This window comes from Pseudoflavonifractor sp. HNCC25GI2, from assembly GCF_058136395.1.
The window spans coordinates 1-15,030 of sequence record NZ_JBYUOW010000004.1 but is presented as its reverse complement, the minus strand read 5'-3'; the positions used below and the strand labels follow the sequence as shown (position 1 = coordinate 15,030).

The following is a 15,030-nucleotide window of genomic DNA, read 5'->3' as shown; positions in this document are numbered from 1 at the left end:
GAAACTTTGCTGGCGCAAACTTCCGCGGGTCCCCATGGGCCATGGACGGGGCGGATATCGATTTTGACCGTCCTTTGCATTATAAGATTTACTCCCAAGAGAAAACTCGGAGCATATCACAGAAGACATGCCCCGAGTTTTTTTAAATATTATCCTTAAGGAACTGGCTCTTACAGATGGTGTTATGCCAAGCTGCATTTCCTGTCAACTCTCCGACAAAAAGGCGGTCATTTCCATCCATCAATTCCCAAAGCTTGTCCCGTACCTGAGCACAGGTTTCGTCAGTTTTGATGAACCATGTGGACTCTGTCACATGAGCCCAAGTACCGTAGCTCTTAATGGTTTTGTACAACGCGTCATAGTCCCTACCAGGTTGCCGCAGGTCATACTCGATGATTTTAGAAGACATATGTGTCGTCCTCCTTAAGTCAGCGTGTACTCACGCCAAGGAATTGCCTGCAGCGGTACCTTTGCGAGAAAGTTGACGATATCACGACGCCCGGAGTAAGTGGGAATTCCCCTCGCATTCTGGGCCATTAAGATGATGGGCACCGGCCCAAATGCGCGTACTCCGAAAGTTCGCATTGAGGCAGCCTCAGATGAATTGTCCAGAACACGGGGCTTGACAATGACGATGCCAAATGTCACATTTTGTTCCTTGATAAGTGCTCCTTGAAACGTCATCGGTTACCTCCGCTGTGTTTGGTCTTGTCTACCAGAGTAAAGGTTGTGGCCCCAGTAGGGACGGGAGGTACGCGGTTTCCTTCAACAAAGGTGACTTCAGTCTTTGATCCTTCAGGTCGGTATTGACCAGATACAGGAACAACTCCACCAGTTTTAACTTTTACGGCCATTGCAATAGGCTCCTTTCGTATAAAAGATAGGATAAAAGAGCACAACGCCTGTTCATTTCCTTTCCGCTGACGAATTTCCTATTGCATCTGGCCCCATATTGTGATACCATAAAGTTGCTACACGATAAAAGTATCATCAGATGCTTTCGTCAACACAGGGAGACACCGGGACATTCTCGGTGTCTCTCTTTTCGTTGTCTCTACAGCCTACATGATAACACCTCTCGCCCTCTTTGTCAATAGCTGTTTTTTGATTTTGCTCGTTTTTTGAAAAAACAATTAATAACAAGCCCTTAATTCGAGTTCTTAACATATAAAAAGAAAAGAAAAAGCAAAAACGCCATTTAACTACCGCGAGTAGTTAAATGGCGTTAATATGTCAGGGAAATTGCGGAATATCACCAAATGCACACCGCAAGTATTTTTCTGCAATATTATCAGTAGTCCTTGTGCCTGGGTATTCGCTAATTCGGGTCATTGAACTCCGTCCGTGAGAATCCTTACTAATTACCCACACTTGGTCTCTACGGACACCTTTCTCAGCCAACGAAATACAGTGAGTTGTACAAATAAGTTGAGAGTTAAGAGGATTTAGTTCCGGTGACTTAAATAACTCAAGAATTCGCTGCACAATATTGGGATGCAATCCGTTTTCTAATTCGTCAATAACAATTGGGCTACCAGATTCTAAAGCAGAAAATAATAGAGGAAGAATGCTCAGCATTTTAATTGTACCGGTGGATTCATACTTTAAGAAAGGTAGCAGTACAGTATCAACAATATTATCCTCCTGATAAACAGAGTGTTCTGATTGTACATCTACTCGAATATTTTTAATGATAAGTTCTCGGCCTTCCAGATCATCAATGCCCATTGGAACTTTCTGGCGATCAACTCTTTCTTCAGTAAACTCAACAGACAGTCCATTCATTGTAGGTTCCGCAACACGTAATATTTTCAAACATCTTTCACGGACTTCTTCTGTGAAGTTTTCTTTGGTAATATTACGCAATCCATTCAGATTTGCCATATTTACAACTGTAATTTTGCTAATTGCGGAGACTATTTTAGATGCCAGCGGATTATTCAAAAAAGCAGCCATAGACAAGCATAAGGCTCGTTCTTTAACAACAGATACATTCGGAATAAAGCTTGATAATTCTGACTTTAATACTATACTGCTATATTCTGGAGACGTACGCAAAAGAATGACTTCTGTTCTTTGCTTTTTCTTAGTTAGTTTTTCTGATACAATTAAGGAATCATAAATTGCAAAAGAATAATTATATGTTATCCCATCCATCAGTATTTCGATTTCATATTCGGATGGAATGCCGCTTCCGTTTTTATCAAAAATGAAATGTTTATCCATCTCATTCGCACTGAGTTTAATCGGTTGCAACTCTAATAGTTGTGGGTTGTTAGAAGCTAATAATGGTGATAAATTAATTAGTTGCTGAATGTGAATGATAGCCTTACAGAAATTCGATTTTCCTGCTCCATTTGCACCAAAAATATATGAAACTCGATTAAATACCTCTTCTCCATAAGAAAAAGTATTTTCCATAAATTCTTTTTTAGCGCGATCAGTAGCAGTAGTAAATACAACTTCATCGGCAAATGGGCCAAAGTTCTTAACCCGTAGAGATTTTAAAACAATATTAGTCATATTAATACTCCTACCTTTCAATTGTAAGAATACAATATATCCAGCATTTTGTCAATGGTTATATGCGGTTTTTGCGAAAATATTACAAAAATCGCATATAACTATTTTCTTTCTGAGATTTTGCAATAACACAACTCAGCTTAACATTTAGGGGAATTATTTTATAAAAGAGAGTATAATTTTATCTATCTCGTTCTCTAACTGCTGAATTTGATTCTCTAAAGCAAAGATATGGGCGTCGAGGACCGGTTTCCTCAACGCCCACATTTTTTGCTTCTGCTTCAGTTCCTTCTGCTCCTCAGCCATGCTAATCCGCATGGTCTGGACAAACTCCTGCACCGCTGCATCCAGTACCTCCTCATGGATGCGGTGAGAACTGCAATAGCTTTTCCCATTCCGGTGGTAGCCCTTACAGACATACTCCACTCGCCGCTTGTCGTTCCAGTACCGGATCATCGGCACAAAGGGGCTGCCGCACTCTTTGCAGAGAATCAGTCCGGCGTAGCGGTGTTTTGCCTTGTTTCCATTGGCCGGGCGGGCCTGCGCTTTCAGTTTTTGCTGAACCTTTTCCCAGATGTCACGCTCAATTATGACAGGAAAGAAGTTTTCGTGCCGATACCACTCCGCCTGTTCCAATCGCTTCGCCTTACCGCCATTGGTTTCCGAGCGGTGGTTGATCAGCACCCCGGTATAGGCCTCCTCCACCAGGATGTTTTTTACACTCGCATATGTCCACACATAGTGCCCATCACTGGTTTTGTTTACCACACAGACTTCTCTGCCGCATTGCTCCGCCCGGAGCTGTGCCGGCGTCTTTCGCCCCAGCGCATTGAGCCTGCGGGCAATTTCTTTTTGCCCATGCCCCTGTAAGTAGAGAGAATAGACCATCCGCACAGTTTCCGACGCCTCCGGGTGAAGTTCAATTGTATTGGTATTGCGGTCTTTCCGATAGCCAAAGGGGGGCGTAATCACAATGCCCTCCCGCTGTTTCTGACGATACCCGGCTCGGATTTTTTTGCTGATGTCCCTGGCGTAGTGATCGTTCATCAGGCCACGGATGCCGATGATCAAATCATCCTCGTCGCGGAAGGTATCGATCCCTTCTGTTGCGGAAATCACCCGCACCTGATGTTCCCGCAGATAGTCCATAAATAATGCGGTCTGGGTTCTATGGCGGCCAAGTCGTGACAAGTCCTTTACGATGACGGCATCGATTTTATCAGCGTCCACAGCCGCCGTGAGCTCATCCAGCCCACGGCGGTTGAACTTCATGCCGCTCACATTGTCATCGGAAGACTGTCCCACAATGGTGTACCCATGCTGCTCGGCAAAGCCATGGCAGATCTCCTGCTGGTTCAGGAGAGCGTTCATCTCCTGGTCATCATCGTTTGACAGTCGCGCATAGATCCATACCCGCATCTGTTATCACCTATCCCGCATAGTAGTCACCATAAATGATTGCGCCCAGCCGGTCATAATCGAAATCCGCGGAGAGGATGGAATCCGTTTGCTCCCCATTTTCGAAGATATCCAGATGATCCCGGAAGGGCGCTTTCAGCCGGATCTCTAAATCCAGCTTACCATCCTCCTCATGAACAAGGATCTTTTCAACCAGCATTTTCAGATGAGCCTCCGACATTTCGCCGTCTTGAAGAATATCGTCAATTAGGCTGATGTCTCGCTTTAGCTTGGCCTGGCGGCTGCGAAGCATTTCTGAGATGTTCTGCAGTTCCTCGATCTGCTTTTTGGCCTCCGCGATCTGCTCCTCACGCTTTGCGATCATTCGGTCATAGCGTTCCGCGTTGGCCTTATCCCGGATGCGTTCCATCAAAATCACCTCCACTTCCTCCTCCAGCAGGAGAATGTGTTCTTGCAGTTTGCTTATTTTGGCACTGGCCATGGAAGCTTTGGGCGTCCATTTTTCAATGAACCACTCCAGTCTTGACCAGTTTTCTTCGTACAGTTCTTTTGTCCGCAGGAGCTCCGCGCTGATCAGGCGATCCAACGCTTCCTCATCCACTATGTGAGAGGAGCAATGTTCCTTGCCATACCGATGGTAGGTATCACAGACATAGACCACCCGTTCGCCGTCCTTCAGCTTAATTCGCTTGCCGATAAAAGTCCGGCCGCAGTCCTGGCAGCGCAGGAGCCCTCCGTACCGAAGGATACCCTTGTTGGTACCGGCCCGGGTGTTTTTTGCCTTGCGCTCTGTCAGAAGCGTCTGCGCCAGATCCCATGTCTCACGGGTCACGATCATCGGCAGATAGTTTTCATGGCGGAACTGTTCTTCTGGGTCGGTGAAGCGGAAGGTCTTGTTTATCTTGTTGCGCTCGCTCTTGTGGCAGATCAGCGTACCGATATAACTCTCATCCTTAAGGATACGGCCAACCATCGTCGCGTCCCACAGATATTTCTTGAGTATCCCATCCTGCGTATTGGGCAGGCGCTTGTTTAGCAGCTCCATCTGCATGCGCGCGGGCGTTTTTCTTCTCTGCTCGTTCAATGTACGGGCAATGGCTTTCATCCCGCTGCCGCCGGTATAGGTGGAGAAGATCATGCGGACAGTTTCGGCGGCTTCCTCAACAACGACGACTTTCTTAGTGTTCTTGTCCTTGAAATATCCGAAGGGCGGAATGGTCACGATGCCCTCCTTTTGCTTCTGCCGGTAACCGGTTCGCACACGCCGACTGCCATCACGGGCGTAGAAGTCGTTGACCAGTCCCTTGAAGCCAATGATGAGATCATCATTCTCGTTAAAGGTATCGATGTTTTCCGTTGCGGACAGGACCCGTACATTGCGCTCACGGAGGTAGTCAATGAAGAGTGCGGTCTGTGTACGGTGCCGGCCAAGGCGGGACAGATCTTTGACGACGATGGCTTCTATTTTCCCTGCCTCGACCACTTCATAGATTTTGTCGATGCCCTCACGGTTGAAGTGCATACCGCTGACATTGTCATCGAAGGATTCGCCAACCACCTCGTGGCCATTGCTGACGGCAAAGTTGTATATGATTTTTCTCTGGTTGTTCAGCGAATTGAGTTCCTCATCCTCATCTCTGGACAAGCGGTAATAGAGCCAGACTTTCATAATTGTTCCTTTCCGCTATGGTGTGCCGATTATTCACGACACACCATAGCACACAAGTTTTTGAATAGCTATCAAAACCAATCAGGCCACTTCATTTTCTACCTTACCAACAGAATCAGCAGGCTGATTTGTGTACGGATCATCCACAGATAGATAGTCGTGGATCATCATTTTCAGGAAGTGATCGAACTGGTCATCTGTCCCCACATAGGAATACATGACACTTTTGATGTTGGATTCTTTTTTCTTTCTACCCATAGCGTTCCTTTCCCCCAAAACCAATTCGGGCAATAAAAATAGCAGACCGTCACATGGTCTGCTGCCAAGTCTGTTCTTCTTCGTGATCGTCCTGGGCGTGGCCCTGGGCGATTTTCTTTCGCCTCTGCTTGCGGAGTGTTTTCCTGTCTGTATGCGGGTGCATTGTGGTACTGTCCATCACTGGAGCAACAGACTGAGACTGCTCCAGACGGTATCCAAGCCCCACCACAGCAGAAGTAACGCCGCCGTCCCCATCAGCAGAACTGTCCATATGGGGCCATCCAGATGCGGCAGACTCAGTCTGGGCAGTCTGATGCTGGGCAGAGAAAAATGCTTCTCGTTCCGCTTCCCAGCCTGTTCGTTCATCTGCTCCAGATGCTTCACCACTTTCAGCAGCTCCTCCATCTGCGTCCGGGTCGGGAGCTGCGCCAGCAGTTCGTTGATCTTCTTCAGATAGCCAGTCTGTCTCTCGGTGTGGTACCCCAGTGTGTAGAGGTCGCTCAGCAGATCCTCCCACTCCGCTTTCGTGGGACACACTTCGGGAGGCGGTGTCAGCTCCTGTGCTGGAGGCTGCGGCGTGGTCTGTACCATCTGCGCAGGTCGGTTCTTCTCCAACAGCTCGTCCATGGATAATTTCTGCTCTGATTCTGAATTCATATTCCATATTCTCCTTCAGATATTTGTCTCCGAACAGCAGGCGGTCACGGTACTGCCAGCCGCTGGGTGTGGTGTAGGTGATGTTCCGCCGGGAGGTTTCCCAGCGTACCTTGTAGCCCTCGTTCTCCATCAGCGCAATAAATTCCTCACGGCTGGAGGCATGGCGCATACAGTCGTTGATGACATTCATGAGCTGCAGCTTCTTGCTTTGGCCACGGGCTGCGGTGTGATACTCACCAACCGTCATGGTCTTGGTTTTCTGCTTCCTATCCTTGGGCTTGAACACAGGGAGAGAAAATTCCATACAGAGCTGATCGTTGCGCTGCCGCAGTTCCTGGAGCTGCTCTTTTGCAATGTGCAGTTTCTTTCCCGTATCGAAGTTGACGGAGTTGATGAGGAAGTGGGAATGGATGTGTTCCCGGTCTGTGTGGGTGCAGACCAGAACTTCATACCCCTCATAGTACTCAGCCAGCTTCAATGCCGCTGCATGGGCGGTGAACGGGTTGATTTCTTCGCCTTTTGGGAAGCTTTGCACCATGTGGTAGAACAGCACGCCGTCAGTTTTGTGATGCAGCCGCTTGGTGGTCATGAAGTCCGCGTAGACAGATTCCGGCTGGCAGTTGATGCCTGTGATCAACTGCTGCCCCTCGAACTCAGTTTTCTTGTTCTGCATGGTGTACCGCATTACGGCTCCCATACATCCGGTGCTCTGACCACGCTTGTAGTTGGTGAAGCTGATGATCGCCATCTTTCACCACCGCTTTCGTTCCAGGATCGACCGAACAGCAGTGCAGAGTTCAGAGAACGCCTGACGCACGCTGTCCAGATTGATCACTGTGACACGCTCCATGTGCGCCAGGGTGACAAGCTGATTCAGATTTCTGCCGATGGACTTCAGCTCCTTGAGCACTTCTTTCAGTCCATCGACGACCACTACCTGCTTTCCCAGACAGCAGGCGGTCACATAATCGCTCATGGACATCCCGGAGCGTTTCGCCAGTTCTTTGATGGTCTCCCGGTCTGCGGATGCCATCCGGGTACTGAACTTGATATCTTTTTTCATGTCGTTTCCTCCAGTCTTTCGTAAAAATGGGGTGTGGGGCAGCGCCCCGCAAACAGGCGGAAGGCGGGCGGCGGCTTTGCCGACGACCAGACAAACGCGATGCTGGCCACCTCCAGGGAGGTGATTTCCCCGCGCCGGACACCTGCTCTCCTCCTTCGGCCACAAACGGCCCAACACGGCGTTTCTTTTGTCTTGCGGGAGTTTACTCGCCGCACCTGTAAACCGCCCGCAAATCGCCGCACAGCGCCCCGGCAGGGTCAACAGGGTCGACCGCCGGGACACCCTGGGCATCGTCACTTTCGGCACGGTGCAGCTCAATGAGCCGCCTTCCGTTGCTGCGGCGCACCACAGCGGAAATACCGATTTTCCTTAGTGCGTCAAGGTTTTGCAGAATCTGCCGGGATACTTTCTTGGGTGACATGCGTTCCACACCCACAGGGTCGATTCGTTCAGACAGCTCTGTGGGAGTGCCGATAAATTCGGTTCGGTCGCGCATCAGTTCAGAGAGAAGATAGATGATGCGGTCGCCCAGCAGCTCCGGCTGTGTCCGGCTGTCCGACACCAGCTCCCACACATTTTCACCGTTGCGCTCCAGCGTCAGCTCCCGGTATTCAATGTCACGGCCGACGCAGGAGAGCTTCGCTCTGCCGCTGCCTCGCTTTTCTTCCACCAGGGTGAAGCTGGAATCCACCGCACCGCTGATAGCAGTCGTACCAGAGATGCGATTGAACACATCGTCAGCGGTTTCCTTGCGCAGATGATGGATCAGAAGGATGGCGATGCCGCAGGCATCTGCGATCCGTTTCAGCGCAGAGAGGTCGCGGTAGTCGTTGGCGTAGGTTGCGTCGCGAGCTGGACGAACCATCTGCAGCGTGTCGATGATAACCAGTACCGTGTCCGGGTGTGCGGCGATAAATGCGTCCACCTGCTCCTCCAGCCCCTGACCAATGAGGGCGCACTCCGTGCAGAAGTGGACGCTGCTTGGTGCGTCCTCGGTGATCTCAAAGAGCCGGTTCTGGATACGGAGAACGGAATCCTCCAAGCAGAGATAGAGGGTAGTGCCTTGCTTCACGGACATCCCCCAGACAGGTTCGCCCTTGGCCACCATGACGGACAGCCACAGAGCCAGCCAGGATTTTCCCACCTTGGGAGAGCCGGCAAGGATGTGCAGCCCCTGAGACAGCAGCGTGTCCACCACGAAGTTGAGCGGCGTCAACGGCAGGCTCATCAGGCTCTCGCCGTCAATGGTTTGCAGTCGTTTTGTTTTACTCATCAGGATCATCCCCTTGTAAAAAAGATAAGGACAGAACCACACGGCCACCGTGGCTCTTGTCCTTTCACTTGATTATTGGGGGGATTTTGATAAAATGAGAATATCGCAAGACGGTCAGAAAACAGATATAGGACAGAGGAGGTGGCCCTATGCCGCTGGGTACCCAACAGAACAACAATTTCCTGCACCTGACAATGGATGTCTGGCAGGATCAGATCTTTTTTAACGAGACCGTCTACCCGGCCGGCCACTTTGCCGCCGAACTGTTGAATGTTCCCGAGGAGACCATGCGGGAACTGGTCACCCACGGCGGCGCCATCAGCCATCAGGTGGAGGCCCTGGCCAAGGCTGGGCGGGGTGAATTTATCAAACTGCTGGACGGGACCCGTGCCTCTCTGGAGAAGCTGCTGGATGCCCTGTGGCACTGTCCGCCGTACAGCCTGATGGACAAAGCGCAGGAGCAGCGCACATTGGAGGTGCTGCTTTCCCCGGCCTCCCACAACGACCTGCTGAAGCCGGCTTCGCCTGCTCGGGAATTTTTCTTCCGCTATCTGGTGGCTGCCTTCAGCATCCCCCTGGGCATCCAGCACTTTACCGTGGCGGCACGCTATTTTGAGGAGGGCTATCTGCGGCGGCTGAAGAAGCGGACAGAGACCTTCTTCGCCAGGGCCGCCCACGACTGCTTCAACAGCGAATGGTTCTGGGATATGATGCGTGATCTGCCAATACCGGATGTTGAGCCATTCACCATCACACCGGATCTGAGATCCTCCTATGTCTTTGCCCGACACCCGAAACAGGAAAAGGAAACCGTATTTGTGAACCGGTATTTCTTTGACCATGCCATCAGCTTCTACATCTTTGACCTGATGAATGGATTGCAGCACGGACATGCGCCCAGCCGGTGCTGTGGCTGTGGAACATACTTTCTCACCACCAACGGCCATATGCCGAAATACTGCGATGGCATTGCTCCTCAGGATTCCCGCATGACCTGCCGGCAATACGGCGCCATGATGCGGCAGAAGGAGCAAAACAAACAGCACCCGGTCTACCGCCTGTTCACCACCCGTACCAACACCATCCGCAAGCATCACCAGAGAGGAAAGATCTCCGACGAGCTGCGCAATGAAGCGCTGTATGTAGCGGAGAGCCTGCGAGATAAGGCGCTCATGGACAACGACTATGCCGCCAGCGGCTATGCAAAGGACATGGAGCAGGAAGCAATCTATGCCCAGGCGAGAGCGCGCCTTGCCCGGGAGGACGGGCCATGAGTATGTACCGCTGCGACGATCTCTGCCCGAGTAACGAGGAGCTGGCCCTGCGGATACAGGACGGCGATCCACAGGCCGCCCCGCTACTGCTTTCCCAAAACGAGGGATATCTGACCATGCTGGCCACAAGCTACTGCGAGCAGTTTTCTCAGGATTTTCTGGTGGACGACCTCAAGCAGGAGGGGGCGCTGGCGCTGCTGGACGCAGCGACGCGGTTTGATCCCTCCTATGGAACAAAGCTGCTGACCTATGCGACCTCCGCCATTGAGACAGCCATGCGGGACTGCGCCGCCCAGGGTTCCTTCTCTCTGTCGCTCCCGCTGGACCGTTACCGCCAGCTGCGCCAGGTGGCATTTATCTATGCCACGCATGAGCAGGACGCCGAAACGGATCTTCTGACCGCCATTCAAGAGAAGTTGGAAGTCTCCGTCAAAGTGGCCAAGCGTCTGCTGGAAGAATACCGTACCGTGTTTCAGATCGAGTCTTTGGGCGAGCGTGTATTTGATCTTGGTTGTGGTGGTGACCCCGCCAAGGCCTATGACCGCTTCATGCGCCGGACGCTGCTCCTCCAGCGTATGGAGGAAGTGCTGAGCCCCAGAGAGCTGAATTTGGTGCGCTGTTATCTGGGGATCGGTCAGCCCAACGAGCAGGGCATGACCTTTCAGGAACTGGCTATCCGGCTCAACTACAACGGCCCCAGTGGCGCGGAGAAAGTGTATAAGAGCGCCATCCGGAAACTGAAAAAGCAGTTGAACGGCGGCGCTTACGGTCAGTGGCTCTCCATCCAGAAAGCCATTCTCAAGGCCAGAGCGGAGGCAGAAGCTGATTCCGGTTACTATGTGCCGCCGCAGACCACCTGGCTGGACGAAAAAGAACTGGCGGAGCGGTTTCTCTGTGAAGTCGTTTCGCTGATCCACGTCCATAAGATCTTCAGCGACGCATTGGAGCAGGAAACAGAATAAGCAGTGTGGCACCAGGCTTTGTCCTGATACCGCACTGCTTTTCATTTATCCCATGCTTCCGATTTTGTTGCCATTCTCGTACATATCCTCGGCGTATTCCACATGGTTGGGTCCCTGGCTTTCTATCCAGCCGAAGCCCGGCACATAGACCATGTTGTCCGGTGTGCTGTCAGGTGCCGGGGTAGGCTCCGGTTCTTGCTGTGGTGTGGCATCCTGTTCAGAGTGAGCCTGTACTTCACTCTCTGGGGGTGTTTGAACGGGCGATGGCTCCGGGACAATGTCAGTTTCCTCGACCAGTTCCGGCAGTGTTGCTTCCGCCTTTTCTTCCTCTGGCGGTATGACTTCTTCCATCTCTGCTATCTCCGGAACTTCGGGCTGTGTGGCGATTACAGCAGCTGGCGTGGGCAGCGCGGGTGTTGCCTCGGCTGGTTGCTTCTGTGGCCACACAGCGGCACACAGGGCCAGACAGGCAGTGAACACCGCGACAGTGATGATTCGTTTCTTCATGTTGCTTCCTCCATTTCGGACATGGAAAGAGCGCCCGATCTCTTCGCCGTACAGCGAGAGACCGAGCGCTCTTTTTCAAATTGATTCAGTTCCATGGAGAGTTGCCACGCCAGCTCAAATCCAGAGATAAAGCTGTCGATAGAGCGTTCCTCTGCCATCAGACTCTGGGCATCCATGATTCGCAGTACCAACCGCCGTTCCGGCTTCTCCAGCACTTTGATCAGTGCCTGATGGCATTCTTCTACTTCCTGCTTCTGCTCCGAAAACTCTGGAGGGGTATAAAAGCAGTCGTACAGGTTCTTGAGTAGTGTTTTCATGTGTTGCACCTCCTGGTAGCAACACACATTACCACACCAGAAAGGAAATAGCTATAAAGACTTGACATCCGAATTATTTAGAGTTTCAATTTCATCAAAGCTTCAAATTATTCAAATCAAAGCGCTGTGCATAAGAAGATAGAATATCCTGGGTAAAGGTATCAAATGATAGCGCCTCCAGAGGTAACGAAAAATCTTTTGGCAGCAGCCCCGCTTCAATTAACTGAGATGTTGATCTATACAGGACGGGGCGTTCATATTTAAAATCCACAATTAACAATGTACAACGCTCATATTTGTAGAGTTCATCATTTGAGTCTGTGCGGCCATTGATAGCAGAGAAAAAGCTGATATATTTGGCCACATTTGTTTGATGAGACTTAAATGTAATTCTCCTTTCATTCATAGTTGCCTCATCATATTCGTAAACCGGAATTAAATATACCTCCCCCAAAACAGCATCTTTATACATCATGTGGAGATTAAGTGCTTCAGCAAAAGTTCGTTCAAAGAGGGTATCCGTATTTTTTGCGATGCTACTCATTTGACTTCGGACATTTATAATTAGGGTGTTTCTTGTATACTCCTCGCCATAAATGTCGGTTACATTTTCATTTGCCAATGGTCCCCAGGAAATGCGTCTCCTAACTTGAGCTATATTTTTAGGTGCAACACAAACATCTTGATCTTTCTGTTTCAGAAAACCAGCAATTTTCATCTCCGGTTTAGTTTCCTCAAAATGAGGATATATCTGTGAAGGGTCAATTCCGTTCTGAATCAATTCATATTTTACTGCATCATGAATCAGATTGATCAATGCGGAAGAACGGATAATAGACTCTTTCCTTTTTACCCCTCCGGCAAGAATTGCCGCTTCAAGCTCTGCTTTGAATCGGAACAACTGCTCATCAATGTATGCCATAGTATCCCTCTTTTCGATCGGATTACCAATAGTTTAGCATACCGCAGCAGTTTCTACAACCTTTGCAAATTTTCATAAAATCAGATATACTTTGTTATGGTGATCAAATGACAGCTGAAATTATATTGAAACATATTCCTTCCAAATACTCAAATCTACAAATCGAGGCAAGTTTAATTTTGGCGTTTCTTCGCCAAAAACAGCTTGACGGTATAAATCATTCGCAACTTTTGACTGACATTTTATGTTATGCAGAGCCTGAAGTTTGCGAAATCATCACTCGTGTCTCAAATGATAATCTTTCGCTCAAACTTCTTGAAAATATATTTGAAGCTTTAGTGGAAGATTGTGAAAAACGAGAAAACGGAGTGGTTTTCACGCCATGCTATATCGTAGAATATATTCTGGAAAACACCCTGAAGGAGCAATTGGATGAGGATAGTATAATCATCGATCCTGCTTGTGGAAGCGGGGCATTTCTCGTACTTGCTGCAGAAAAATTGTCCCAAAAATTAAACAAATCTCTTTCTGAAACTATTTCTCATAATATTTTTGGCATTGATCTTAGCGAAGATAATGTAAGACACACGAAAGAGCTTTTAACCCTTCTTGTCCTTTCCAGTGGCGAATCAGCTGATTTGTTGCGTTTTAATATTAAAGCAGCCAATAGTTTGAAAGAAAATTGGTTCGAGTTGTTTGGCCAAAAAACTTTCCACTTTATAATCGGCAATCCGCCATATGTTAATACTCACGACATGAGTAAAGATACTATCTCCCTCCTAAAAAAGAATTACAGAACAACACAAAAGGGTACATTTAATATATTTTATGCTTTTATTGAGCAGAGCATGAGATTTTTGTCCAGTAATGGAACATTAGGGTTTATCATTCCTAATAACTATCTAACCATTACAGCGGCTGAGGATCTTCGAAAGTATTTGGTAGAAAACAAATATCTTTCAAAGATAATTGATTTTGGCGAAAATATGATTTTTGCTCCAGTGAGAACATACAACTCATTGCTGTTTCTTAAAGCTTGTGGTTCCGAAAATCTAACATATGCCACCATAAAGAAAAGCTTCGATGTAAAAAGCGCACTGAATAATACTAAATTTCTTCGTATGGCGATTGATGATCTTGATTCTTCTGGCTGGAAGTTGCTTGACGAAAATGAAAGGGCAAACATCAAGAAAATTGAACAGGCGGGCTCCCCCATTAAGCCATATATTCGTGTTGGTATTGCAACTTTGAGGGATAATGTATATCTTGTAGACGGTTTTGATCAAGAGAAAGGGATGTACTATAAACTTTTTGAAGGAACCAGATACCTAATTGAACCGGGAATTACCCGCAGCATTTATAAAGTCTCAAATATTAAGGCCGAAAGCTCTTTGGCTGATGCGAAGCAGGCTATTATTTTTCCGTATACCGAAATAGAGCAATACTCGCTCGTCGATACCCCAAATAAAAACTTTCAAATTATTCCTGAGCACATTATGTCACAGCGTTATCCTCAATGTTACCAATACCTATGCCGGTGCCGCACTATTTTGGATGGAAGAGACAAAGGAAAGGGGAACGCAGTGGCTTGGTATGCATACGGTAGAAGTCAGGGGTTAGGAAACAACAGTAGAAAATTGCTTTTCCCAACCTTTAGCCTACATCCAAAATTTATGCTTGAAGAGAGTAGGCAAACATTATTTTGTAATGGTTATGCAATTCTGGAATCCCCGCAGTTTGATTTAGAGATTTTGCAAAAAATTCTAAATTCAGTAGTCATGGATTACTATGTTTCAAAAACCAGCTATGCCATTGAGGGCAACTATAAGTGCTATCAAAAAAAATATATCCAACACTTTTCCGTTCCCCAGTTTACAGACGATGAACTGGCATATCTTAAAAATGAGCCCGATATGAGTTCCATTAATCAATTCTTAATTGAAAAATATGGTCTAAGTGATTTTAGGATCTAAGTAACCGCCTATTTTTGCAAACAAAAATATATCACTAAGGTGACATCACCTTTAGGTTCTCGTGCAGCGATGCGTGTGGGTTCGAGTCCCTTCAGGCGCACCACGTCGGAGCAAGTGTTATATCGCTTGCTCCGACTTCGTTTATAAGCAAATTAGAACAAAACTATTTTGCCGTCTCTTCTCTCCAAGCTGCAACTGATGCACTGGAGTTCG

The 15,030-nt window shown here is 48.4% G+C and carries 15 protein-coding genes; 3 read left to right on the top strand and 12 right to left on the bottom strand.

Annotated features, from left to right (window positions below; all coding sequences use genetic code 11):
- Positions 1–142: 142 nt before the first annotated feature.
- From AC3YUO_RS06630 to AC3YUO_RS06590, 9 genes are all read right to left on the bottom strand, one after another.
- A complete protein-coding gene (locus AC3YUO_RS06630) occupies positions 143–409 on the bottom strand; it encodes a SinR family protein (RefSeq protein ID WP_489962250.1) in 267 nt (88 codons plus the stop codon).
- Positions 410–423: 14 nt separating this feature from the next.
- Positions 424–684, bottom strand: a complete 261-nt coding sequence (locus AC3YUO_RS06625; RefSeq protein ID WP_489962249.1) for a hypothetical protein — start codon at positions 682–684, stop codon at positions 424–426.
- A gap of 549 nt (positions 685–1,233) precedes the next feature.
- Positions 1,234–2,523, bottom strand: coding sequence for an AAA family ATPase (locus AC3YUO_RS06620; protein ID WP_489962248.1), 1,290 nt, complete (start codon positions 2,521–2,523; stop codon positions 1,234–1,236).
- Positions 2,524–2,679: 156 nt separating this feature from the next.
- Entirely contained in the window at positions 2,680–3,942 is a 1,263-nt protein-coding gene (locus tag AC3YUO_RS06615) for a recombinase family protein (RefSeq protein ID WP_489962247.1), read from the bottom strand.
- Between the two features lie 10 nt (positions 3,943–3,952).
- Entirely contained in the window at positions 3,953–5,611 is a 1,659-nt protein-coding gene (locus tag AC3YUO_RS06610) for a recombinase family protein (protein WP_489962246.1), read from the bottom strand.
- A gap of 81 nt (positions 5,612–5,692) precedes the next feature.
- Positions 5,693–5,830, bottom strand: a complete 138-nt coding sequence (locus tag AC3YUO_RS06605; RefSeq protein WP_489962245.1) for a hypothetical protein — start codon at positions 5,828–5,830, stop codon at positions 5,693–5,695.
- An 88-nt stretch (positions 5,831–5,918) separates the two neighbouring features.
- On the bottom strand, positions 5,919–7,274 hold the full coding sequence (locus AC3YUO_RS06600) for a relaxase/mobilization nuclease domain-containing protein (protein WP_489962244.1): 1,356 nt from the start codon (positions 7,272–7,274) through the stop codon (positions 5,919–5,921).
- Between the two features lie 3 nt (positions 7,275–7,277).
- Positions 7,278–7,589 (bottom strand): plasmid mobilization protein, encoded by a 312-nt coding sequence (locus tag AC3YUO_RS06595; protein ID WP_489962243.1) that lies wholly within the window; start codon positions 7,587–7,589, stop codon positions 7,278–7,280.
- 202 nt (positions 7,590–7,791) lie between these two features.
- Positions 7,792–8,862: an AAA family ATPase gene (locus tag AC3YUO_RS06590; protein WP_489962242.1), complete on the bottom strand. Its 1,071-nt coding sequence runs from the start codon at positions 8,860–8,862 to the stop codon at positions 7,792–7,794.
- Positions 8,863–9,011: 149 nt separating this feature from the next.
- On the opposite strand from AC3YUO_RS06590, the gene AC3YUO_RS06585 reads away from it, so the two are divergent.
- Both AC3YUO_RS06585 and AC3YUO_RS06580 read left to right on the top strand, forming a co-directional pair.
- The gene (locus AC3YUO_RS06585; protein ID WP_489962241.1) at positions 9,012–10,136 is read left to right on the top strand and encodes a DUF6076 domain-containing protein; all 1,125 of its coding nucleotides are present in this window, start codon (positions 9,012–9,014) and stop codon (positions 10,134–10,136) included.
- The gene (locus AC3YUO_RS06580; RefSeq protein ID WP_489962240.1) at positions 10,133–11,098 is read left to right on the top strand and encodes a sigma-70 family RNA polymerase sigma factor; all 966 of its coding nucleotides are present in this window, start codon (positions 10,133–10,135) and stop codon (positions 11,096–11,098) included. Before AC3YUO_RS06585 ends, AC3YUO_RS06580 begins: the two co-directional genes overlap by 4 nt.
- A gap of 45 nt (positions 11,099–11,143) precedes the next feature.
- Here the strand turns inward: AC3YUO_RS06580 and AC3YUO_RS06575 are convergent, their stop codons facing one another.
- The 3 genes from AC3YUO_RS06575 to AC3YUO_RS06565 all read right to left on the bottom strand — a co-directional run bounded on the left by AC3YUO_RS06575 (position 11,144) and on the right by AC3YUO_RS06565 (position 12,844).
- Complete coding sequence (locus tag AC3YUO_RS06575) at positions 11,144–11,605, bottom strand: DUF6550 family protein (protein WP_489962239.1); 462 nt, start codon at positions 11,603–11,605, stop codon at positions 11,144–11,146.
- Positions 11,602–11,922, bottom strand: a complete 321-nt coding sequence (locus tag AC3YUO_RS06570) for a DUF6809 family protein (RefSeq protein ID WP_489962238.1) — start codon at positions 11,920–11,922, stop codon at positions 11,602–11,604. Before AC3YUO_RS06570 ends, AC3YUO_RS06575 begins: the two co-directional genes overlap by 4 nt.
- Positions 11,923–12,016: 94 nt before the next feature.
- The gene (locus AC3YUO_RS06565; protein ID WP_489962237.1) at positions 12,017–12,844 is read right to left on the bottom strand and encodes a hypothetical protein; all 828 of its coding nucleotides are present in this window, start codon (positions 12,842–12,844) and stop codon (positions 12,017–12,019) included.
- A 107-nt stretch (positions 12,845–12,951) separates the two neighbouring features.
- On the opposite strand from AC3YUO_RS06565, the gene AC3YUO_RS06560 reads away from it, so the two are divergent.
- A complete protein-coding gene (locus AC3YUO_RS06560) occupies positions 12,952–14,817 on the top strand; it encodes an HsdM family class I SAM-dependent methyltransferase (RefSeq protein ID WP_489962236.1) in 1,866 nt (621 codons plus the stop codon).
- The last annotated feature ends 213 nt before the right edge of the window (positions 14,818–15,030 follow it).

Excerpts from the sequence above, each read along its gene's own strand:
- AC3YUO_RS06565 (WP_489962237.1), bottom strand. The coding sequence starts at position 12,844 with ATGGCATACATTGATGAGCAGTTGTTCCGATTCAAAGCAGAGCTTGAA.
- AC3YUO_RS06600 (WP_489962244.1), bottom strand. The coding sequence starts at position 7,274 with ATGGCGATCATCAGCTTCACCAACTACAAGCGTGGTCAGAGCACCGGA.
- AC3YUO_RS06570 (WP_489962238.1), bottom strand. The coding sequence starts at position 11,922 with ATGAAAACACTACTCAAGAACCTGTACGACTGCTTTTATACCCCTCCA.
- AC3YUO_RS06620 (WP_489962248.1), bottom strand. The coding sequence starts at position 2,523 with ATGACTAATATTGTTTTAAAATCTCTACGGGTTAAGAACTTTGGCCCA.
- AC3YUO_RS06615 (WP_489962247.1), bottom strand. The coding sequence starts at position 3,942 with ATGCGGGTATGGATCTATGCGCGACTGTCAAACGATGATGACCAGGAG.
- AC3YUO_RS06595 (WP_489962243.1), bottom strand. The coding sequence starts at position 7,589 with ATGAAAAAAGATATCAAGTTCAGTACCCGGATGGCATCCGCAGACCGG.
- AC3YUO_RS06560 (WP_489962236.1), top strand. The coding sequence starts at position 12,952 with ATGACAGCTGAAATTATATTGAAACATATTCCTTCCAAATACTCAAAT.
- AC3YUO_RS06625 (WP_489962249.1), bottom strand. The coding sequence starts at position 684 with ATGACGTTTCAAGGAGCACTTATCAAGGAACAAAATGTGACATTTGGC.
- AC3YUO_RS06605 (WP_489962245.1), bottom strand. The coding sequence starts at position 5,830 with ATGTATTCCTATGTGGGGACAGATGACCAGTTCGATCACTTCCTGAAA.
- AC3YUO_RS06580 (WP_489962240.1), top strand. The coding sequence starts at position 10,133 with ATGAGTATGTACCGCTGCGACGATCTCTGCCCGAGTAACGAGGAGCTG.
- AC3YUO_RS06590 (WP_489962242.1), bottom strand. The coding sequence starts at position 8,862 with ATGAGTAAAACAAAACGACTGCAAACCATTGACGGCGAGAGCCTGATG.
- AC3YUO_RS06610 (WP_489962246.1), bottom strand. The coding sequence starts at position 5,611 with ATGAAAGTCTGGCTCTATTACCGCTTGTCCAGAGATGAGGATGAGGAA.
- AC3YUO_RS06575 (WP_489962239.1), bottom strand. The coding sequence starts at position 11,605 with ATGAAGAAACGAATCATCACTGTCGCGGTGTTCACTGCCTGTCTGGCC.
- AC3YUO_RS06585 (WP_489962241.1), top strand. The coding sequence starts at position 9,012 with ATGCCGCTGGGTACCCAACAGAACAACAATTTCCTGCACCTGACAATG.
- AC3YUO_RS06630 (WP_489962250.1), bottom strand. The coding sequence starts at position 409 with ATGTCTTCTAAAATCATCGAGTATGACCTGCGGCAACCTGGTAGGGAC.